A 19,214-nucleotide genomic window follows, 5' to 3' on the forward strand; every position below is an offset into this window, starting at 1 on the left:
CCGGGGAGGGATGGGGCCGATGCTATCGGATGGGCCTGGGGCTGCCGTCGTTCCGCCACAGTGGGCACCGCCGACGAGTGAGCCGGCGGGGGACGGCGCGCTGTGGGCGTGGCAGGAACCGGTGGTGCTCCTCATAGAGGACGACGCCGCCGACGCGATGCTGGTCGAGGAACTGGTCGCGGACAGTACGCCGGGCATGCGGCTGACCTGGGCGCGTTCGCTCGGTGAGGCCCAGGCGGAGCTGGCGCACGGACGGCCGGACTGCGTCCTGCTCGATCTCCATCTGCCCGACGCCCAGGGGCTCGTGGCGCTGGAGCGGATCCTGCGGGCGGCCGACGGCGTCGCGGTCGTGGTGCTGACGGGCCTGGCGGAGGAGCAGACGGGGCTGGCGGCGGTGGCGGCCGGCGCCCAGGACTACCTGGTCAAGGGCCGCGTCGAGCCCGAGCTGTTCGGCCGGGCGGTGCGCTACGCGATTCAGCGCAAGCAGGCCGAGCAGGCCGCGGTGGCCCTGCAGGCGAGCCAGATGCGGGCGCAGGAGAACTCCCGGCTGGAACGGGGCCTGCTGCCGACTCCGCTGCTGCGGCCCGACTGCCGGGTGGAGGTGGTGGCGCGTTACCGCCCGGGGCGCGCGCACGCGCTGCTGGGCGGCGACTTCTACGACGTGGTGCAGTCGGCGGACGGCACGGTGCAGGCGCTGATCGGTGATGTCTCGGGCCATGGCCCGGACGAGGCGGCCCTGGGGGTGGCGCTGCGCATCGCCTGGCGCACCCTGGTACTCAGCGGTGCCGGCACCGCGCGGCAGTTGCACATGCTGGAGGAGATCCTGAGCGCCGAGCGCTCCGGTACGGAGGTCTTCGCCACCTTGACCGTGGTGTCCTTGTCCCCGGACGGGCAGACGGCAGGCGTGACCCGGGCGGGACACCCCGGGCTGCTGCTGCGATCCGGTTCCCGGGTGGAACGGGTGGAGGTGCCCGGCGGACCGGCCCTCGGGATCCTGCCGCCCGGCGAGTTCGCCTGGCCGGCCCACGAACTGCGGCTTCCGGCCGGGGCGGGGCTGGTGCTGTTCACCGACGGCCTGTTCGAGGGCCGGATCGGCGAGGGCAATGAACGGCTGGGTGAGGAGGGCCTGCTGCGGCTGGCCCGGGACGCGGCGACGCTGCGCCCGGACGCGTTCGTCGACGCGCTCATCGGCGGGGCCGAAGCACTGGCGGAAGGGGACGGGGGCCTGCTCGACGACGTCGCCGTGGTGCACCTGACCCGAGAACGGGAAGCGAACGAGAACCGATGACCACAGCACCCGCCCGACCGACGACCCCGCGCGGCCGCGGGCACTCCCTCACCGTGCAGGGCTGGTTCCTCCTGGTCCTTGCCTTCATGGCCGTCATGGTGGTGGCCGGCACCGCGGTGGGCGCACATCTGCTCAACCGCACCGCGCAGGTCACCGACCAGATGATCGACCAGATACAGCCGGCCCGCGCCGAGGCGTACCGGTTGCAGACGGCGCTGGTGAACCAGGAGACCGGCGCGCGCGGCTACGCCATCACCGCCGACCGCCAGTTCCTCGCCCCCTACACCGCGGGCAAGGAGGACGAGGCGGACTCGGCCGCGCGCCTCGGCCGCCTGCTCGCGGGCCGCGAGGAGCTGCTCGACGACACGCGGGCCATACAGCGGGCCGCGGCCTCGTGGCGCCGCGACTACGCCGATCCGCTGGTGGCCAGTGTGAGGCCGGGCGACGCGCGCCGTGCCGACAGCCGGGCCGCCGGACGCGGCAAGGAAGCCTTCGACCACATCCGGACCCTGTTCGAGACGCAGAACGAGCACCTCGCCCAGGCCCGGGAGACCGGTCACGCCGAACTGGTCAGGGTGCGCACCCAGCGCAACTGGGTGCTATCCGCGCTGGTGGCCGCCTTCCTGCTCGGCGGCGTGCTGATGGCCGCCCTGATACGCGTGCTGGTGGCGCGTCCCCTGTCCCGGCTGCGCTCGGCCTCCCGCCAGGTCGCGGACGGCGACTTCGACGAGCACATCGCGGCGCACGGCCCGTCCGACGTGCGGTCGGTCGCCCAGGCCGTGGAAGACATGCGCCGACGCGTGGTCACCGAACTCGGCGCCTCGCAGGACGCGCGTCAGCGGCTGGTCGAACAGGCCGCCGACCTGGACGCCCAGGCCGAGGAACTGCGCCGGTCCAACGCCGAACTGGAGCAGTTCGCCTACGTCGCCTCCCACGACCTCCAGGAGCCGCTGCGCAAGGTGGCGTCCTTCTGCCAGCTGCTGGAGAAGCGCTACGGCGACAAGCTCGACGAGCGCGGTACCCAGTACATCGGCTTCGCGGTCGACGGCGCCAAGCGCATGCAGGTCCTCATCAACGACCTGCTCACCTTCTCCCGGGTCGGACGCCTCAACGACGCCCACGTGTCCGTGCCCCTCGACGCCGCCCTGGACAAGGCACTGGCCAACCTCTCCACCGCCATCGAGGACGCCGGGGCCCGCATCGAGCGCCCGGCGAAGCTGCCCGAGATCACCGGCGACCCCACCCTGATCGTGATGCTGTGGCAGAACCTCATCGGCAACGCCGTCAAGTTCCGCCGGCCCGACCACCCCGCCGAGATCCGCATCACCTGCGAGGAGAACCCCGACCGTACGGAAGGGCCGGGCTGGCGGCTGTGCGTCAGTGACAACGGCATCGGCATCCCGGAAGAGTTCACCGAGAAGGTCTTCGTCATCTTCCAGCGCCTGCACGGCCGCGACGCCTACAGCGGGACCGGTATCGGCCTGGCCCTGTGCAAGAAGATCACCGAGCACCACGGCGGCAGGATCTGGATCGACCCCGGCTACACCCAGGGCACCCGATTCTGCTTCTCCCTGCCCGCGCCCGACACGGACCAGCCCGAACCCGCCCCCCTCCTGGAAGGAACCTCCCTGTGAGGAACCCCGCGCAGCCCATCGACGTCCTGCTCGTCGAGGACGACCCCGGCGACGAGTTGATGACCCGCGAGGCGTTCGAGGACAACAAGATCGGCAACACGCTCCACGTCGTCCGCGACGGCGAGGAAGCCCTCGACTTCCTCTACCGCCGCGGCCCCCACGCCGACGCGCCCCGGCCGGATCTGATCCTGCTGGACCTGAACCTGCCCAAGTACGACGGGCGCCAGGTCCTGGAGAAGATCAAGAACGAGGAGGAGCTCGCGCACATCCCCGTCGTGGTGCTGACCACCTCGGCCGCGGAGGAGGACATCCTGCGCAGCTACAAACTGCACGCCAACGCCTACGTCACCAAGCCCGTCGACCTGGACCAGTTCATCGCCGCCGTCCGCCAGATCGACGACTTCTTCGTCCAGGTGGTCCGCCTCCCGCACCGGCACTGACGGGAGGGGTCCTCCCGGCCCCGCATCGCTCCCGCGGGGTCAGCATCACACCGGGCCTGCGAGCACAGCCGCAGCGAAGTTCCTCGAACAGGCCGACCTCTACGCCGCTTGCACCCGTGCTCCTCGGGTAACAGCGTCTGCACGGGAACCCGTATCCGCCCGCACCAGAGGTTGCTGAAAGTGATGTACTCGTGACTGGCCTCGGCAGTTCGGGCTGCGGCCATGTGAGAAGTTCGGGAGATGCCCCCGAGGACGTCGCCTGGGAGATCGCCGACGCGGTCGAATCCCTGACGAGCCTGTGGTCGCTGGCCGCCCAGGAGGCGGTGCTGCAGCTGTCCGTGCACCAGCTGCGGGCGCTGCGGACGCTGGAGACGACACCCGACCTCAATCTCACCGGTCTGGCCGAGAGACTGGCCGTAGGGCTTCCCACCGCCAGTCGGCTGTGCGACCGGCTCGAAGCCGCCGGTCTGCTGGAACGCGCGCTGCACCCGCTCAAACGCCGCGAGGTGCAGCTCACGCTCACCCGGCAGGGGTACCGGGTGCTGGACGATGTCGCGGGGCGCAGAGCGCAGGCGCTCACCGCCGTGCTGGCCGGAGTGGAACCCGCCGACCGCGCGGCGCTGAGCCGTGGCATGCGGGCCTTCCTGGCGGCGCGGAACGACGGCGCACCGCTGCCCGGCGGGCCCTGAGGGCACGGCGCCTCACCGGGCGGTCCGCCTCAAGCGGGTGGGCGGCCGGTCCAGTCGAGGCAGACGACCACGGCATCGGCGGCGAGGTCCTTGCTGCCGAAATGCTCGATCAGCCCGGCGACGACGGCACGGGCGGCCTCGTGCGCGGGCGTGGGACGGGTCGCGACCAGCACCTGGCTCAGGGCGTGTTCGCCGAAGAGGTCACCGGTCGCGGAGCGGGCGCCGTGGACACCGGTGCTGACGACGACGAGCCGGTCACCGGGCTCCATCCGGAAGGTCTGCTCGTCGTAGGCGGTCTCCTCGAACATGCCGAGCGGGAACTGCGCCTGAAGGGCCATGTGCTCCAGGGAGTTCCCGCGCAGCCGGTACAGGCGTGGGGACCCCGCGTCGACGGCGCGGACCACTCCGGTGCTCAGGTCGAAGCGGAGCAGCAGCGTGGAGGCGTACGCCTTGCCTCCGTACTGGGCGTAGTGAGGAGGGAGGCGTCGATGCCCTGTCCCGTGCCGTCGGTGACGGTGACCGTGAGGTCGTCGGCACCGGAGGACCAGTCGAAGTTGTCCCCATGGGGGAAGGAGCGCGTCCCCGAGCCTCCGCGGCGGGAGTGCGCTCCCAGTACGCTGACACCCGCCCCAGCGTCTGCGAGAGTATGTTCGTGAGTATGATCCGCCCCGGCCCGCGACCCGACGAGGTCGCCCGCGTGACCTCGACGGCCGCGGAACTCCTGGGAGTGCTCTGGGGCCGCGCCTCGACGGCTCCCGCCTCGGCCTCCCAACTGCGCGTCCTGCTCATCCTCGAACACCACGAGGGCATCAACCTGCGCACCCTCGCCGACTCCCTCGCCTCCACGCCGCCCTCCACCAGCCGGCTGTGCGACCGGCTGCAGGCCATCGGGTTCGTCGACCGCGTGGTGAGCCCGTCCGACCGCCGCGAGGTGCGCCTGCGCCTCAGCGACCGGGGCCGGGACTTCCTCGACGACCTGCGCGCACGCAGGCAGCGCGAACTGCGGGCGGTGCTGGAGCGGATGCCCGCGGCCAAGAGGGCCGCGCTGCTCGAAGGCCTGGAGGCCTTCTGCGACACCGCGGCACACCGGATTCACCACGAGGCCGCCTCCGAAGCCCGGTCCGCCTGATCCGCTTCCGCTCGTGCGGCACGCTCCTACGGGGCCGGCCGGGCCCGCCGCCCGAAGGGGATGCCACGTGGCTCCGGCGGCGGGGGAGTGCCGCGTTTGAGCGGCCAGGCGAGGAGCATGCCGACCACGAAACCGGCCACGTGGGCCACGTAGGCGACGGTGCCGGCGTCGGACACGCCCTGTCCGCCGGAGTAGAACGCCTGGAGGACGAACCACAGGCCCAGGACGATCCAGGCGGGCAGTCGCAGCGGCAGGAAGATCAGGAAGGGGACGAGGACCCAGACACGGGCCCTCGGATACAGCACCAGATAGGCGCCCAGCACCCCGGCGATCGCACCGGACGCGCCGATCAGCGGGGCGCCCGAGTCGGCGTTGAGGAGCGCGAAGCCGTAGGTCGCCGCGTAGCCGCAGACGCCGTAGAACAGCAGGAAGGTGACGTGGCCCATCCGGTCCTCGACGTTGTTGCCGAAGATCCACAGGAAGAGCATGTTGCCCAGCAGGTGCAGCCAGCCGCCGTGCAGGAACATCGCCGTCAGGACACTCAGCTCCGGCGACTTGTCGTAGCCGGGCGGCGCGACCACGCAGCCGGGCCCCTGCGGTCCTACCCCGACGGCGCCCGTGGGCACCAGGCGGGGCATCCGGTGCTGGAGCAGCTCCTGCGGCACCGCCGCCCAGTGGTCCAGGAAGGCCTGGAGGTCGCACATCTGCGCGAGGCTGCCGTCGCCCGTCGCGGACCCGGTCATGCCGGGGGTGAACAGGAACACCAGGACGTTCGCGAGGATCAGGGCGTACGTCACCCACGGGGTGCGGCGCGCCGGGTTCACGTCATGGACGGGGATGACCACGAGACACTACTGCCCGCCCGGCCGACGGTGAACCGGTCCGCCCCGTTGAACGCCCCCGTCCGTGTGTACGTATGCCCTCTCAACCGCCCGCGGTCCGGGGAAGGCGGGCCGCGGGGACGACGTGAGGAAGTGGCGATGAACGAACGGGTCACACCGGCTCCGGCGATGCACGCCCTGCCCGACGGCGAGGCCGAGGTCGCCCTCGTGCTGCGGCTGCCCTGGGAGGACGTCGCCCGGCTCGGTCAGGAAGCGGGACGGCTGGCCGCGCAGATGCGGCGGCCGGTGACCCTGGACGAGGCGGTGAGCCACCGGCTGCGCACCACCCGGGCCGCGACGCACGCCAGGCCGGCCGGTGAGCAGCCCCCCGCCGTGGCGAGCGCCCCGGCGCCGGTGACCACCCCGGGCTCGGTGTCCTCGCTGCCGTCCCGGCCCCCGGCCGAGCAGGCCCGGCAGGCCATCGACCGCATCAACGGGACGGGCTGACCGGCGCGGCCCTCAGCGCTGCCGCTCGACCTCCCTCGCCGCCTTGCGCGCGGCCACCAGCACCGGGTCCCACACCGGGGAGAACGGCGGCGCGTAGCCCAGGTCCAGGGCGGTCATCTGCTCGACCGTCATCCCGGCCGTGAGGGCCACCGCGGCGATGTCGACCCGCTTGCCCGCGCCCTCACGGCCGACGATCTGCACCCCCAGCAGCCGCCCGGTGCGCCGCTCGGCCAGCATCTTCACGGTCATCGGGGAGGCGTCCGGGTAGTAGCCCGCGCGGCTGGTGGACTCGATGGTCGCCGTCACGAACCGCAGCCCCGCCCGCAGCGCGTCCTTCTCCCTGAGACCGGTCCGTGCGATCTCCAGGTCGCAGACCTTGCTGACCGCCGTGCCGACCACGCCCGGGAAGGTGGCGTAGCCGCCGCCCACGTTGGTGCCGATGACCTGCCCGTGCTTGTTGGCGTGGGTCCCCAGCGGAATGTGCCGCTCCTGACCGGAGACCAGATCGAGCACCTCCACGCAGTCGCCGCCCGCCCAGATGTTCTCGTGGCCGCGCACCCGCATCGCCAGGTCGGTCAGCAGCCCGCCGTGCGCGCCGAGCGGCAGCCCCGCGGCCCCGGCGAGCCCCGTCTCGGGCCGTACGCCGATGCCGAGCACCACCACGTCCGCCGGGAACTCGGCGTCCTCCGTCGCCACCGCACGGACCCGGCCGTCGTCCCCGGTCAGCACCTTGGTGACCTCGGCGCCGCCGACCATGGTGATGCCGAGCCCCTCCATCGCCTCGCGCGCCATGCGGCCCATGTCCGCATCGAGCGTCGACATCGGCTCCCGGCCGCGGTTGACGACCGTCACCTCGTAGCCGCGGTTGATCAGCGCCTCGGCCATCTCCACGCCGATGTACCCGGCGCCCACGACCACCGCCCGACGGCCACGCGTGCGGGCCAGCGTGTCGAGCAGCGCCTGCCCGTCGTCCAGCGTCTGCACCCCGTGCACACCGGGCGCGTCCATCCCCGGCAGCTCCGGCCGGATCGGCCGCGCCCCGGTCCCGATCACGAGCTTGTCGTACGACGTCCAGGACTCGGCCCCGGAATCGACGTCGCGCGCGCGGACCCGCCCCCCGGCCACGTCGATCTCCGTGACCTCGGTGCGCATCCTGAGGTCGATGTCCCGGGCGCGGTGCTCCTCGGGCGTGCGCGCGACGAGCTGGTCCCGTCCGGAGACGTCGCCGCCGACCCAGTACGGGATGCCGCACGCCGAGTACGAGCTGAAGTGGCCGCGCTCGAACGCCACGATCTCCAGCTCGTCCGGACCCCTCAGCCGACGCGCCTGCGACGCCGCGGACATCCCCGCGGCGTCGCCGCCGACGACGACCAGCCGTTCCCTCGTACCGCCCGCGGCGCCGCTGCCCCTGCTCATGCTCATGCGAACACGCTACGCGGGCGGGGCATTTCAGTCCCGCTCGCCGCCCTCCTCGCCGGGGGCCGGGTGAGCCGGTGCCGGTGCCGGTGCCGGACGGCGCGGCAGCCGGGGGCGTACGACCCGCAGCCACAGCAGCGCGAGCAGCGCCGCCACCGCGGCGAACGGCAGCACGGCGCCGAGGACCACCGCCACCCAGCGCAGCATCGCCACGAAGGCGTCCCAGCCGCCCGCCAGCGCGTCCAGGAATCCGGGGTCGTCGTCCTCCTTCTTCTCCCCGTGCCGCACCGGGGTCTCCGACAGGGAGAGGGTGATCGTGGCCAGGCTGGTGCGGTCCTTCAGGGCCGCCTGCCGGGCGAGCAGCGCCTCCAGCTCCGCCTGGCGGGTGCTCAGCTCACCCTCCAGGGTCACCACGTCGCTCAGCTTGGTCGCCCGGTCCATCAGCTCGCGGACCCGGGCCACACTGGCGCGCTGCGACTTCACGCGGCTGTCCACGTCCACCACCTGGTCGGTGACGTCCTCGGCCTTCGCGTCCCGACGGAGCAGCTTCCCGGCGCCCTCCAGCTCGTCGAGCACGTCCTCGTAACGCTCCACGGGCACGCGCAGCGTCACCTCGGTCCGCTCACGGCCCTTCGCGTCCCGGGTGGTGGACTCGTCACCGACGTAACCGCCCGCGTTCTCGGTCGCGGTGCGGGCCGCGTCGAGCGCCTTGGGCGTGTCCTTCACCTGAACGCTCAGGGAGACGGTGCGGATGATGTGGGCGGGGGCGAGCTGCGGCGGGGCGCTCGCGTCGGCATCCTTGGCGCCGTCGGCCCGTCCCGCACCGGCCGCGCCGGTCCCCTCGTCGGCCTGCGATCCCTCCGCCCGCGCGCCCTCCTGCGGTGCGGCCGCCTTGTCCCCGCCGCCCGAGTCGGAGCCGGCGTCCGTCCCGGTGCAGCCGGTCAGGGCGAGCGCCGTGACCAGGAGCAGACCGGCCAGGGCACGGGCGGGCGGCACGGCCCTTCTCGTCGTCGGTCGTCGTATCTGCATCGTGGGCACCCCCGGGTCGTGGCGACTGATGTCTCTACGACGCACGCGGGGGCCCGCGCGACGGCGCGGAACGGTCCCGATGAGATCACGGTCCGGACTCGGGGGACGGGCGGGTGCGCGCGAACGCGGGACCCGGGGTCTGAGACGCTGGGGACATGAGTGCGAGCGAGACCGCGGCGGGCGGGATGCCCCCGGCAGAGGAACCCGGACACGTAGTCGTCGTAGGAGCCGGTATCGCCGGACTGGCCGCCGCCCACCGCCTCCTGGAGGGCGGCGCCCGGGTGACCGTCCTGGAGGCGTCGGACCGGGTCGGCGGCAAGCTGCTGCCCGGCGAGATTGCCGGAGTGCGCGTCGACCTCGGCGCCGAGTCGATGCTGGCCCGCCGCCCGGAGGCCGTCGGCCTGGCCCGCGCGGCCGGACTCGCCGACCGCCTCCAGCCGCCGTCCACCGCGTCGGCCTCGCTGTGGACCCGCGGCGCCCTGCGCCCCATGCCCAAGGGCCACGTCATGGGCGTCCCCGGCACCGCAGCCGCCCTGTCCGGCGTGCTCTCCGAGGAGGGCCTCGCCCGCATCGGGCGCGACGCCGAACTGCCCCGCACCGAGGTCGGCGACGACGTGGCGGTGGGGGAGTACGTCGCGGCGCGCCTGGGCCGCGAGGTCGTCGACCGCCTCGTCGAACCCCTGCTGGGCGGCGTCTACGCGGGCGACGCCTACCGCATCTCCCTGCGCTCGGCCGTGCCCCAGCTCTTCGAGGCCGCCCGCACCCACACCTCCCTCACCGAGGCGGTGCGCGCCCTCCAGGGCCGGACGGCCACCTCCCCGCCGAGCGGGCCGGTGTTCATGGGCATCGAGGGCGGCATCGGCACCCTCCCGCTCGCCGTCGCCGCGTCGGTCCGCGCGCGCGGCGGCGAGATCGTCACCGAGGCGCCCGTCACGGAGCTGCGCCGCACCGCGTCCGAGGGCTGGCGGATCGTCGCCGGCGACCGGGTGCTGCACGCCGACGCGGTCGTCGTCGCCGTCCCGGCCCGTCCCGCCGCCGAGCTGCTGCGCGCCGAGGCGCCGGCCGCCGCGGCCGAGCTGTCCGCCGTCGAGTACGCCTCGATGGCCCTGATCACGCTCGCCTACCGGCGCTCGGACGCCGCCGCGCTCCCCGAAGGCAGCGGCTTCCTCGTGCCGCCGGTCGACGGACACACCATCAAGGCGTCCACCTTCGCCTCCTGCAAGTGGGGCTGGATCGCCGACGAGGACCCGGACCTGGTCGTCCTGCGCACCTCGGTCGGCCGGTACGGCGACACGGCGATCCTCGGCCGCGACGACGCGGGCCTCGTCGCCGTCTCCCGGCACGACCTGGCCGAGGCCACCGGCCTGACCGCCGCGCCGGTCGCCACCCGCGTCACCCGCTGGCAGGACGGCCTGCCGCAGTACCCCGTCGGCCACCACGCGCGCGTGGCCCGCGTCCGCGAGCACGTCGCGAAACTCCCGGGCCTCGCGGTGTGCGGCGCGGCCTACGACGGCGTCGGCATCCCGGCCAGCATCGCCAGCGCCTACGCGGCCGTCGACCAGATCCGGGGCGACCTGCGCGGTGTGGAGCAGCTCACGGCCCACCCGGTGCAGAGCCTGCACGGCGGAGCGGGAGAATAGGGCCATGAGTGACGACGCCTCCACCCCCGCGGCCGAGCGCATCCCCAACAAGGGCAAGCTGGCCAAGGACCTCAACGAGGTCATCCGCTACACCCTCTGGTCCGTCTTCAAGCTCAAGGACACCCTCCCGGAGGACCGCGCCGGGTACGCCGACGAGGTCCAGGAGCTGTTCGACCAGCTCGCCGCCAAGGACGTGACGATCCGCGGCACCTACGACCTGTCCGGTCTGCGCGCCGACGCCGACCTGATGATCTGGTGGCACGCCGAGACCGCCGACCAGCTCCAGGAGGCGTACAACCTCTTCCGCCGCACCAGGCTCGGCCGTGCGCTGGAGCCGGTCTGGTCGAACATGGCGCTGCACCGCCCCGCCGAGTTCAACCGCTCGCACATCCCGGCCTTCCTGGCCGACGAGACGCCGCGGAACTACATCAGCGTCTACCCGTTCGTGCGCTCCTACGACTGGTACCTGCTGCCCGACGAGGACCGCCGCCGCATGCTCGCCGACCACGGCAAGATGGCCCGCGGCTACCCCGACGTGCGCGCCAACACGGTCGCCTCCTTCTCGCTGGGCGACTACGAGTGGATCCTCGCCTTCGAGGCCGACGAACTGCACCGCATCGTCGACCTCATGCGCCACCTGCGCGCCTCCGAGGCCCGCCGCCACGTCCGTGAGGAGATCCCCTTCTTCACCGGACGCCGCAAGGACATCGGCGAGCTGGTCGCCGGGCTCGCCTGATCAGTGGGCGTGGTTGCGGGTCGGCCGGGGGTCCGGGGGTTGTCCCCCGGGGCATGCAGCACCGGACGCCGCAAGGACATCGGCGAGCTGGTCGCCGGGCTCGCCTAGTCGAAGCCGCCTGATCCGTCAGGCCCTCGGCTTCGGTTCCGGGCGTGGGGCGCACGACGTGTCCCGCGCCGGGAGGCGGCCCTCCAGCAGGTACGCCTCCAGGTGGCCGTTGACGCAGTTGTTCGGCCCGCCCGCGATGCCGTGCGACCCCGCGTCCCGCTCGGTCACCAGCACCGAGCCCGCCAGCCGCCGCCGCAGCTCCAGCGCCCCCTCGTAGGGCGTCGCCGCGTCCCGTTCCGCGGCCAGGACCAGCGTCGGCGGCAGCTCACCCGGCGCGGTGCGCACGTCCAGGGGCTGCTGCCGGGGCGCCCGCCAGTAGGCGCACGGCAGGTTGGTCCAGACGTTGTCCCAGGTCTCGAACGGCGCCCGGCGGGCCAGCCGCGTGTTGTCCCGGTCCCAGACCTCGAAGTCGGTCGGCCAGGGCGCGTCGTTGCACTCCACGGCCGTGTACACGGCGTTGGAGTTCTCCGCCCCGACCGCGCCCTCCTCGGTCCGCGTCCCCGCCTGGTCGACCAGCGCCTGCGGATCACCCTTCAGGTACGCCGACAGCGCCTCCGCGCGGTGCGGCCAGTAGTCGTCGTAGTACCCGGCCTTCAGGAACGCCCCCTGCAACTGGGCGGGGCCCACCGTCCCGCCCGCGGGCTCCGCCGCCAGCCGCGCGCTCGCCTCCTCGTAGCTGTCCTGCACCTGCCGCGCCGTGTCCCCGAGCCCGTACACGGCGTCGTGCTCGGCGACCCACTCCTTGAAGTCGTCCCAGCGGTCCTCGAACGCCTCGGACTGGTCGAGGTTGTTGCGGTACCAGACCTGCTCCGGGTCCGGGTTCACCACCGCGTCGAACACCATCCGCCGTACGTGCGAGGGGAACAGCTCGGCGTACAGCGCCCCGAGGTAGGTGCCGTACGACGCGCCCATGAAGGTGAGCCGCCGCTCGCCCAGCGCGGCGCGGACGACCTCCAGGTCCCGGGCGTTGTTGAGCGAGTGGTAGTGCCGCAGCGCCTCCCCGTGCCGTTCGGCGCAGTCGCGCGCGTACGCCTCGGCCTCGGCGGCGCGCCGCTCCTTGTACGCGTCCGAGGGCTGCGTCGGGGCGGGCCGTGGCCCCTTGAAGAAGTCCCCGGGGTCCTGGCAGGACAGCGGCGCGGAGGGCGCGACCCCGCGCGGGGCGTAGCCGACGAGGTCGTAGGCGGCGGCGATGCGCTTCCACTCGGGCACCATGCCCACCAGGGGGAAGTACAGCCCGGAGGCGCCGGGGCCGCCCGGGTTGTAGAGGAGGGCGCCCTGGCCGGGGACCTCGCGCTCGCCGCCGTCCGGGTCCTTGTGGGTGGCCCGCATCCGGCTGACGGTCAGCTCGATCCGCTTCCCGTCGGGGTGGGCGTAGTCCAGCGGCACGGACACGGTGCCGCAGCGCATGCCGCCCGGCAGCTCCTCCGCCTTCGGGCACCTGCCGAACTCGATCCCGGCCGCCGCCGCGCGCCCGGCGGCCACGGCCGTACCGCGCGCCTCGGCGGACCCGGGCCCGGCGGCCCAGGGCACCGACTGGGCCGGGGCGGCGGCGAGGGAGGTGAGCAACAAGGACCCGGCGGCCGAGTAGAGGGCGGCAGCTCGCATCGCGTATCCCTTCGGTGGCACGGGGAGTGACACCAGGGATGTTTCGGTCACCGGCCGGGCGGGGCAAGCACCGCCCCCGGGTGTCGCCGCCGAGTGCCTCCGTGCGCCCCCCGGCGCGGTCAGGCCCGGCGCTCCCAGCGGTCCCCTGCGTACTTCTCGCGGTGGGCGAAGGCCGCACGCAGGTCCGGTTCGCCGATCGCGTGGACGCCGCGCACGGCGACCGAGGTGAGGAAGGTCCGGTCGTCGGCCGTGTCGTCGGCCTGCCGGACGAGGGCGCCGACCAGCCGCTGCCCGGCGGGGGAGGCCCAGCGCGCGTACGGGTGGATCTCCATGCGGGTGATGGCGAGGCACCCGAGCGTCAGGGCGAGCGGCAGCGCGAACCAGAGGGCGATGAGCAGGCGCGGCTCGGTGGCGGGCAGCGGCAGCGCCAGGGCGACCAGGCCGAGCGCGCACACGGTCACCGCGGCGACCCGCACCCGCCGCACCCCGGCCGCGACGCCACCGGCGCCGTCGTCGGGGACCGCGAGGCCCGCTCCGACCAGCCGGTCGGCCAGGCTCCGCACCGCGTCGGCGGCGGCCGCGGCGGCCCGTACCGGCGCTATCCGCGACTGTCCCCCGGGTCCTATCGCCCCTATGACCGACCGCTCCATGTCGTCCCGGCCGCACGGGTCGACGACGGTCGCCCAGCCGGTGTGCGCGAGCAGCAGCCGGCGCTGACGCGCCATCGAGACCAGCGTGAGGTCGGCCACCCGCCGCGGACCGCCGGCCAGGAACGCCGCCTCGTACAGCGTCAGCGTGTGCTCACCGACGACGGCGCGCGGTTCGACGGCCGCCGCGCGTACGGCCGCCAGGCACAACCGCAGGCACGCGAGACCGGCGACGGCCCAGGCCGACAGGAGGAAAAGGACCCAGAACATGCCGTACTTCTATGCCAAGGGCTTTCGCCGGCGCCATGCCCTGTTCACATGTCGGGACGCAGTGTTGTGGGTATGTGACGTTCCGTTTGGCGATGTCCCCCGCGGCCGCCCCCCGGTTCAGCGGCGCAGCAGAACACGCCTGGTCGCACGGGCCAGCCGGACCCCGGGACGCGCCGAGCGCGGCACCGGTCCCGACCGCTCCAGCCACCACTGACGCAACTCCCGCCGCACCCCCGGGTCCTCGTCCCCGGGCGCCGTCCGCAGCACGTGCGCGACGAAGTCGAGGGCGTCCCGCCGGTAGCCGCCGGTCATCGGGCAGCCCTGCGCATAGGCCAGGAAGGCGGGCCGGTACCGCGCGCCCAGGATCACCGGCAGCTCGGGGGCGACCTTCCCGACCACGTCGGCCCGCTTCCCGGCCAGCGCCCGCGCCTGCACCCCCAGCCGCACCCGGTCGAAGCCCTCGGGCACGGGCGACCCCGCGACCAGCGCCGACAGCAGCGCGGCCTGCGCGAGCCCGAGCCGCTGCCGTACGGCGTCGTCGGAGACGGAGCCGGAGTCGGAGCCCGCATCGGCACCGGTACGTGCGGTGCGGGCGGCCGCCCCGGTCCCGGTGGCCGCCGCCCGGCCCTTCTCCACGGCGACGCGGATCGCCTCCACCTCACCCCGCAACTCGTCGCCGTCGGGGAAGTTCTCGTCCCGCTCCAGCAGGACGCCCGGCGGTGCGACGCGCGAGGCGAGGTCGGTCAGGATGTCCAGCACCGGCCGCGGCACGGGGTGGGCGTGGCTGTCGTGCCAGACGCCGTCCCGCTCGAAGCCGCCCGCGACATGGACGTAGGCGATGGCCTCCAGGGGCAGTTCGCCGAGCGCCCGGGCCGGGTCCTCGCCCAGGTTGACGTGGTTGGTGTGCAGGTTCGCCACGTCGATCAGCAGCCGTACGCCGGTCCGGTCGGCCAGCTCGTACAGGAATTGCCCCTCCGTCAGCTCCTCGTCCGGCCAGGAGACGAGCGCGGCGATGTTCTCCACGGCGAGCGGCACGGGCAGCGCGTCCTGGGCGATGCGCACGTTCGCGCACAGCACGTCGAGGGCGTCCCGGGTGCGGGGGACGGGCAGCAGGTGCCCCGCCTCGAGCGACGGCGACGCGGTCAGCGCCCCGCTCGCCCGGACGAACGCGATGTGCTCGGTGACCAGCGGCGACCCCAGGACCTCCGCGCGCTCGGCCAGCGCCGCCAGCCGCCCCGCGTCCGGCCGGTCCGCGCCGCCGAGCCCCAATGAGACCCCGTGCGGCACGACGGTCACCCCGCGCTCGCGCAGCCGCAGCAGCGAGTCGGGCAGATGCCCGGGACACAGGTTCTCGGAGACGGCCTCGACCCAGTCGATGCCGGGCATCGCCTCGACGACGTCCGCGATCTCCGGCCGCCATCCGATGCCGGTGCCCAGTCGCGCCAAGCGCTTCATGGTTGCCTCCCCTCCAGCGCACATGTCGGGGGTATCGCCCACCCGGCCCGGGCCGAACCCCGGGCGGGGCATGTTCAGAGCAATATCTGAGGTTCCTACCGCCGCAGCGCCGGGTGGTCCGCCACCACCGTGCACGAGCCCGGCGCGATCTCGGTGAACCCGGCGTCGCGCACCACCGGCAGGCCGCCGGTGGTGAGGCCGGGCCAGCGGGCCGGGTCCGCGGCGCGCACGGACAGCGGGAAGCCCGCGTCGCGCCACGCCGCCCGCTCGTCGTCCGACAGCTCCCACCAGGCGAGCTGCGCACCGTGGCCCGCCTGTGCCATCGCCTTGCCCGCCGACATCTCCAGGTCCGGGTTCATCCAGAGCACCGGCGCGGAGAGGTCGGCGCCGACCGGCGGTTCGGGGTCGTCGAGGTCGGTGCCGGAGACCTGGAGGCGGGCCAGGTCCTTGGGCCAGCCGTCCAGCGGAACGGGTGGGAAGACCCGCACCTCGGCCGTCTTGCCGGTGACCGTGATGCCGGGCAGCGCCTCGGCCCGCCGCCACTCCGCGCCGCGGGCCCGCCGCACCACCTTGCGGATACGGGCGTCCTGCCAGTCCCGCATCGCTCGCGCCCACTCGCCGTCACCGGTCGACCGCTCGTCGGCGAGCATCACCAGCACCGCACGGGCCGCGGTCTCCAGCGCGTCGGTACGGGGCGGCGGCGCCGCCCGCTCGATGCGCACGACCAGCGGCAGCACGAACTGCGGCGCGAGGTCGCGATCGCCGGGCTCGGCACGGAAGGGGCTGTCGGGGACGGGAACGGGGGCGGGGACGGGCGTCGTCGGGTCGTTGCTCACGCCTTACAGTCTGCCAAGTCGCCGGCCGGAGCCTGCCCAGTCTCCCGTCGGGGCCCGCCCACCTTCCGTCCGAGCCCGCCGGGCCCCCGGCGTGGGCGGCGGTCGGCGACCTGGTCACCGGGTCGAAGTCGGGGGCGGTACTGCTGCCGCCGGCCGGGGCGGCGGTCATCGCGGTGGCCGCGACCGCCGCGGCCTGTGCGCTGAGTTCGCGCCGGTCGTCAGCCTGAGCAGGCGGTGCGCTGCGCCTCCTGCCACTCGCAGACCGGGCAGAGGGTGATGCCCTTGTAGGACTCCGGGTACTCCGTGGGTTCCCGGCACTGCACGCACTCGGCGTACGGCGGGCCGTCGGCCTTGGGCGGCCGGGGCGCTGTGTCGATCAGGCAGTAGCCGCCGGGCTCGCAGCCGGGACCGTCGGGGTCGTCGGGGCCGTCGGCGTCCCGGTCGTGTTCGCTGCTCATGTGTCCAGCGTAGGACGTCAGGCGCGCCCGTTCGCGGCGCCGATCAGCTCCGAGACCTTCACGAAGCGGTAGCCCTGGCGGCGCAGCTCGGGCACCACCGCCCGTACCACCTCCTCGGTCACCGGGGCGGCGCTGCGCGTGCAGTGCATGACGACGACCGACCCGGGCCGCACCCCGTCGAGCACCTGCCGGGTCACCGCGTCGGCGTCCGTGGCGAAGGCGTCCCCGCTCACCACGTCCCACTGCACGGCGGTGACCCCGGTGGCCGACAGTTCCTTGAGGGCCGCCTTGTCGTAGCAGCCGCCGGGGAAGCGGAAGTACGGCATCGGGTTCGGCACCCCGGCCTTCTCGAACGCGGTATACGCCCGTTCCAGGTCCGCGCGCATGCGGTCCCCGGACACGGTCGGCAGGCCGTAGCAGTCGTCGGTGTAGGCGTAGTGGCTGTAGGAGTGGTTGGCGATCTCGAACCGCGGGTCCCGGCCGATGGAGCGGGCCTCGTCCGGGTACTCCTCGGCCCAGCGGCCGGTCATGAACACGGTGGCCGGGACCTTCAGCTTCCGCAGCGTGGCGATCAGCCGAGGGTTGTCGAACCGCTCGCCCGACGCCGCCCTCGGCCCCTGGTCCGCGGTCATGTCGGCATCGAAGGTGAGGGCGACCAGCTTGCCGTCCCGCGTGCCCTCCGTGCGCGGGCCGTGTTCGAAGACCGGGGTGAGGCCCGCGGGGCCCGGGGCGAGGGTGGGCGTCCGGGAGGCGGAGGGGGACGGGGCGGGGGCCGAGGGCGCCGGACGGGGGGATTGATCGGCCCCGGTGGTTCCGCAGGCGGCGAGGGCGGCGCCCAGGGCGCAGAGCATGGCTGTGCGTCGTACGAGAGTGATCACCGTACGAACGTAGGAGTGAGATGTTCGGTTTGTATGACTAAGTGTGCCGACGTGCCGCCGTGCTCACCCGCCCGGCCCAGGCCCCCGGGTCCCGTGTGTCAGATGTCCCGCTGCTCCAGCGGCTTGGTCGCCGGGCCCTCCAGCACCGTGCCGTCCGTGGCGAAGCGGGAGCCGTGGCAGGGGCACTCCCAGGCACGCTCGGCCGCGTTGAAGTCGACCAGGCAGCCCAGGTGGGTGCAGCGCGGCGAGACGGCGTGCAGGGCGCCGGCCTCGTCCCGGTAGACCGCGAGCCGGTCGCCGCCCGCCCGGACCACCGCGCCCTCGCCCGGCGGCAGCGAGTCCACCGGCGGCGCGGGCCGCAGCCGGTCGCCGACGAAGTGCCGGGCCACCTCGGCCTGCGTCTTGAGCAGCGCGGGTGCCTCGCGCACCGCCGTGCGCAGCCGGCGCGGGTCGTACAGCCCGCTCCAGGCGCACTCCTCGCCGGTGATCTGCGCGGTGAGCAGCCGGCCCGCCATCATGCCGCCGCTCAGTCCCCAGCCGCCGAAGCCGGTGGCGACGTAGGTGTGGTGCGCGCCCGGGTGCAGCGGGCCGGCCATCGGCACGGTGTCGGTGGGGTCGATGTCCTGCGTGGCCCAGGCGTGGGTGCGGTCGACGCCGGGGAAGTGCTCGTCCGCCCAGGAGGCCAGGCGCTCGAAGCGCTCGCGGGTGTCGCCCGTGCCGGGGGTGAAGTGCTCCCCGGTGACGACGAGCAGGCGGCGGCCCGCGTCGTCCAGGGGCGCGGTACGCACCGAGCGGGTGTTCTCCTCCGGCGTGATGTACATGCCGTCGACGTCGCGGTCCGCCTCGATCGTCCCGGCGACGACCAGCTCGCGGCGCGGGGAGAGGCGGGCGAAGAGCAGCGCCCGGTCGAAGATCGGGTAGTGCGTGGCGACCACGACGTCCCGGGCGGTGACCGTAGCTCCCGCCTCGGTCTTCACCCGGCACGGCTCGCCCTCGTCCAGACCGTGGACGGTGGTGTCCTCGAAGATCCGCCCGCCGTGCGCCTCCAGGTCCGCGGCGAGCGCCCGCAGGTACTTCAGGGGGTGGAACTGGGCCTGCCCGGTCACCTTCACGGCGCCCGCCACCGGGAACGGCAGCCCGGTCTCCGTCACGAACGACGCCGCCAGTCCCGCCTCCTTCGCGGCGGCCGCCTCCGCCCGCACCTCGTCCACGCGGCCGGGGTCGCGGACGTAGGTGTACGCGTCACGCGTCTCCCAGTCGCAGTCGATGCCCAGCTCCGCCACGATCCCGGCGGCGTGCTCGATCGCCTCGGACTGCGAGCGGGCGTACAGGCGGGCGCCCTCGGGGCCGCGGGTGCGGCGCAGCTTGTCGTAGACCAGGGTGTGCTGGGCGGTCAGCTTGGCGCTGGTGTACCCGGTGACCCCGGCGGCGACCCGCCCGGCCTCCAGGACCGCCACACTCCGCCCGGCCCGCACCAGCTCCCAGGCCGTGCTGAGCCCGGCGACACCCGCGCCGATCACGGCGACATCGACGTCGAGATCCTCCGCGAGCGCGGGACGGGGCGCTCCGCCCGGTGCCGTCTGAAGCCAGTACGAGCCGTTGACCTGCACGTTCTGAGTCATGCGGCC

At 73.9% G+C, this 19,214-nt stretch carries 19 protein-coding genes; 8 read left to right on the forward strand and 11 right to left on the reverse strand.

Annotated elements, in window-relative coordinates; genetic code table 11:
• The first annotated feature begins 19 nt into the window (after positions 1-19).
• The 4 genes from ACGH52_RS29745 to ACGH52_RS29760 all read left to right on the forward strand — a co-directional run bounded on the left by ACGH52_RS29745 (position 20) and on the right by ACGH52_RS29760 (position 4,051).
• Positions 20-1,288, forward strand: a complete 1,269-nt coding sequence (locus ACGH52_RS29745) for a PP2C family protein-serine/threonine phosphatase (protein WP_076976819.1) — start codon at positions 20-22, stop codon at positions 1,286-1,288.
• Entirely contained in the window at positions 1,285-2,922 is a 1,638-nt protein-coding gene (locus ACGH52_RS29750; RefSeq protein WP_399943723.1) for a CHASE3 domain-containing protein, read from the forward strand. The genes ACGH52_RS29745 and ACGH52_RS29750 overlap by 4 nt, the downstream gene beginning before the upstream one ends.
• On the forward strand, positions 2,919-3,362 hold the full coding sequence (locus tag ACGH52_RS29755; protein ID WP_059298243.1) for a response regulator: 444 nt from the start codon (positions 2,919-2,921) through the stop codon (positions 3,360-3,362). The genes ACGH52_RS29750 and ACGH52_RS29755 overlap by 4 nt, the downstream gene beginning before the upstream one ends.
• A 191-nt stretch (positions 3,363-3,553) precedes the next feature.
• Positions 3,554-4,051, forward strand: a complete 498-nt coding sequence (locus tag ACGH52_RS29760; protein WP_121702195.1) for a MarR family transcriptional regulator — start codon at positions 3,554-3,556, stop codon at positions 4,049-4,051.
• A gap of 29 nt (positions 4,052-4,080) precedes the next feature.
• Here ACGH52_RS29760 and ACGH52_RS29765 read toward each other — a convergent pair whose 3' ends face one another.
• Positions 4,081-4,599: a PP2C family protein-serine/threonine phosphatase gene (locus ACGH52_RS29765; RefSeq protein ID WP_399946914.1), complete on the reverse strand. Its 519-nt coding sequence runs from the start codon at positions 4,597-4,599 to the stop codon at positions 4,081-4,083.
• 98 nt (positions 4,600-4,697) lie between these two features.
• Between ACGH52_RS29765 and ACGH52_RS29770 the strand changes: the two genes are divergently transcribed.
• Positions 4,698-5,180, forward strand: coding sequence for a MarR family transcriptional regulator (locus ACGH52_RS29770; RefSeq protein ID WP_076976924.1), 483 nt, complete (start codon positions 4,698-4,700; stop codon positions 5,178-5,180).
• A 26-nt stretch (positions 5,181-5,206) separates the two neighbouring features.
• Here the strand turns inward: ACGH52_RS29770 and ACGH52_RS29775 are convergent, their stop codons facing one another.
• The gene (locus tag ACGH52_RS29775; RefSeq protein WP_399943727.1) at positions 5,207-6,025 is read right to left on the reverse strand and encodes a rhomboid family intramembrane serine protease; all 819 of its coding nucleotides are present in this window, start codon (positions 6,023-6,025) and stop codon (positions 5,207-5,209) included.
• A 135-nt stretch (positions 6,026-6,160) separates the two neighbouring features.
• On the opposite strand from ACGH52_RS29775, the gene ACGH52_RS29780 reads away from it, so the two are divergent.
• On the forward strand, positions 6,161-6,508 hold the full coding sequence (locus ACGH52_RS29780) for a hypothetical protein (protein ID WP_076976824.1): 348 nt from the start codon (positions 6,161-6,163) through the stop codon (positions 6,506-6,508).
• 12 nt (positions 6,509-6,520) lie between these two features.
• Here ACGH52_RS29780 and ACGH52_RS29785 read toward each other — a convergent pair whose 3' ends face one another.
• Both ACGH52_RS29785 and ACGH52_RS29790 read right to left on the reverse strand, forming a co-directional pair.
• The gene (locus ACGH52_RS29785) at positions 6,521-7,930 is read right to left on the reverse strand and encodes an FAD-dependent oxidoreductase (RefSeq protein ID WP_121702198.1); all 1,410 of its coding nucleotides are present in this window, start codon (positions 7,928-7,930) and stop codon (positions 6,521-6,523) included.
• A 27-nt stretch (positions 7,931-7,957) separates the two neighbouring features.
• On the reverse strand, positions 7,958-8,953 hold the full coding sequence (locus ACGH52_RS29790) for a DUF4349 domain-containing protein (RefSeq protein WP_121702199.1): 996 nt from the start codon (positions 8,951-8,953) through the stop codon (positions 7,958-7,960).
• A 155-nt stretch (positions 8,954-9,108) separates the two neighbouring features.
• On the opposite strand from ACGH52_RS29790, the gene hemG reads away from it, so the two are divergent.
• Entirely contained in the window at positions 9,109-10,593 is a 1,485-nt protein-coding gene (gene hemG, locus ACGH52_RS29795; protein WP_121702200.1) for a protoporphyrinogen oxidase, read from the forward strand.
• A 4-nt stretch (positions 10,594-10,597) separates the two neighbouring features.
• Positions 10,598-11,329: a hydrogen peroxide-dependent heme synthase gene (gene hemQ, locus ACGH52_RS29800; protein ID WP_059298257.1), complete on the forward strand. Its 732-nt coding sequence runs from the start codon at positions 10,598-10,600 to the stop codon at positions 11,327-11,329.
• Between the two features lie 126 nt (positions 11,330-11,455).
• On the opposite strand, the gene ACGH52_RS29805 is transcribed toward hemQ, so the two are convergent.
• The 7 genes from ACGH52_RS29805 to ACGH52_RS29835 all read right to left on the reverse strand — a co-directional run bounded on the left by ACGH52_RS29805 (position 11,456) and on the right by ACGH52_RS29835 (position 19,208).
• The gene (locus ACGH52_RS29805; protein ID WP_399943733.1) at positions 11,456-13,042 is read right to left on the reverse strand and encodes an alpha/beta hydrolase; all 1,587 of its coding nucleotides are present in this window, start codon (positions 13,040-13,042) and stop codon (positions 11,456-11,458) included.
• A 119-nt stretch (positions 13,043-13,161) separates the two neighbouring features.
• A complete protein-coding gene (locus tag ACGH52_RS29810; RefSeq protein WP_121702202.1) occupies positions 13,162-13,959 on the reverse strand; it encodes a TIGR04222 domain-containing membrane protein in 798 nt (265 codons plus the stop codon).
• Positions 13,960-14,076: 117 nt separating this feature from the next.
• A complete protein-coding gene (locus ACGH52_RS29815; RefSeq protein WP_399946915.1) occupies positions 14,077-15,405 on the reverse strand; it encodes a DUF692 domain-containing protein in 1,329 nt (442 codons plus the stop codon).
• 104 nt (positions 15,406-15,509) lie between these two features.
• A complete protein-coding gene (locus tag ACGH52_RS29820) occupies positions 15,510-16,250 on the reverse strand; it encodes a peptidyl-tRNA hydrolase (RefSeq protein ID WP_399943736.1) in 741 nt (246 codons plus the stop codon).
• A gap of 218 nt (positions 16,251-16,468) precedes the next feature.
• Complete coding sequence (locus ACGH52_RS29825; protein ID WP_076976832.1) at positions 16,469-16,708, reverse strand: hypothetical protein; 240 nt, start codon at positions 16,706-16,708, stop codon at positions 16,469-16,471.
• A 17-nt stretch (positions 16,709-16,725) separates the two neighbouring features.
• On the reverse strand, positions 16,726-17,586 hold the full coding sequence (locus ACGH52_RS29830; RefSeq protein ID WP_210974573.1) for a polysaccharide deacetylase family protein: 861 nt from the start codon (positions 17,584-17,586) through the stop codon (positions 16,726-16,728).
• Between the two features lie 98 nt (positions 17,587-17,684).
• A complete protein-coding gene (locus ACGH52_RS29835; RefSeq protein WP_059298270.1) occupies positions 17,685-19,208 on the reverse strand; it encodes an FAD-dependent oxidoreductase in 1,524 nt (507 codons plus the stop codon).
• Between the last annotated feature and the right edge of the window lie 6 nt (positions 19,209-19,214).

Source organism: Streptomyces sp. BBFR25 (assembly GCF_044590125.1).
In the GTDB taxonomy this organism is placed as follows: Bacteria; Actinomycetota; Actinomycetes; order Streptomycetales; family Streptomycetaceae; genus Streptomyces; species Streptomyces canus_D.

Excerpts from the sequence above, each read along its gene's own strand:
- ACGH52_RS29745 (WP_076976819.1), top strand. The coding sequence starts at position 20 with ATGCTATCGGATGGGCCTGGGGCTGCCGTCGTTCCGCCACAGTGGGCA.
- ACGH52_RS29750 (WP_399943723.1), top strand. The coding sequence starts at position 1,285 with ATGACCACAGCACCCGCCCGACCGACGACCCCGCGCGGCCGCGGGCAC.
- ACGH52_RS29770 (WP_076976924.1), top strand. The coding sequence starts at position 4,698 with ATGTTCGTGAGTATGATCCGCCCCGGCCCGCGACCCGACGAGGTCGCC.
- ACGH52_RS29780 (WP_076976824.1), top strand. The coding sequence starts at position 6,161 with ATGAACGAACGGGTCACACCGGCTCCGGCGATGCACGCCCTGCCCGAC.
- ACGH52_RS29785 (WP_121702198.1), bottom strand. The coding sequence starts at position 7,930 with ATGAGCATGAGCAGGGGCAGCGGCGCCGCGGGCGGTACGAGGGAACGG.
- ACGH52_RS29790 (WP_121702199.1), bottom strand. The coding sequence starts at position 8,953 with ATGCAGATACGACGACCGACGACGAGAAGGGCCGTGCCGCCCGCCCGT.
- hemG (WP_121702200.1), top strand. The coding sequence starts at position 9,109 with ATGAGTGCGAGCGAGACCGCGGCGGGCGGGATGCCCCCGGCAGAGGAA.
- hemQ (WP_059298257.1), top strand. The coding sequence starts at position 10,598 with ATGAGTGACGACGCCTCCACCCCCGCGGCCGAGCGCATCCCCAACAAG.
- ACGH52_RS29805 (WP_399943733.1), bottom strand. The coding sequence starts at position 13,042 with ATGCGAGCTGCCGCCCTCTACTCGGCCGCCGGGTCCTTGTTGCTCACC.
- ACGH52_RS29810 (WP_121702202.1), bottom strand. The coding sequence starts at position 13,959 with ATGTTCTGGGTCCTTTTCCTCCTGTCGGCCTGGGCCGTCGCCGGTCTC.
- ACGH52_RS29825 (WP_076976832.1), bottom strand. The coding sequence starts at position 16,708 with ATGAGCAGCGAACACGACCGGGACGCCGACGGCCCCGACGACCCCGAC.
- ACGH52_RS29835 (WP_059298270.1), bottom strand. The coding sequence starts at position 19,208 with ATGACTCAGAACGTGCAGGTCAACGGCTCGTACTGGCTTCAGACGGCA.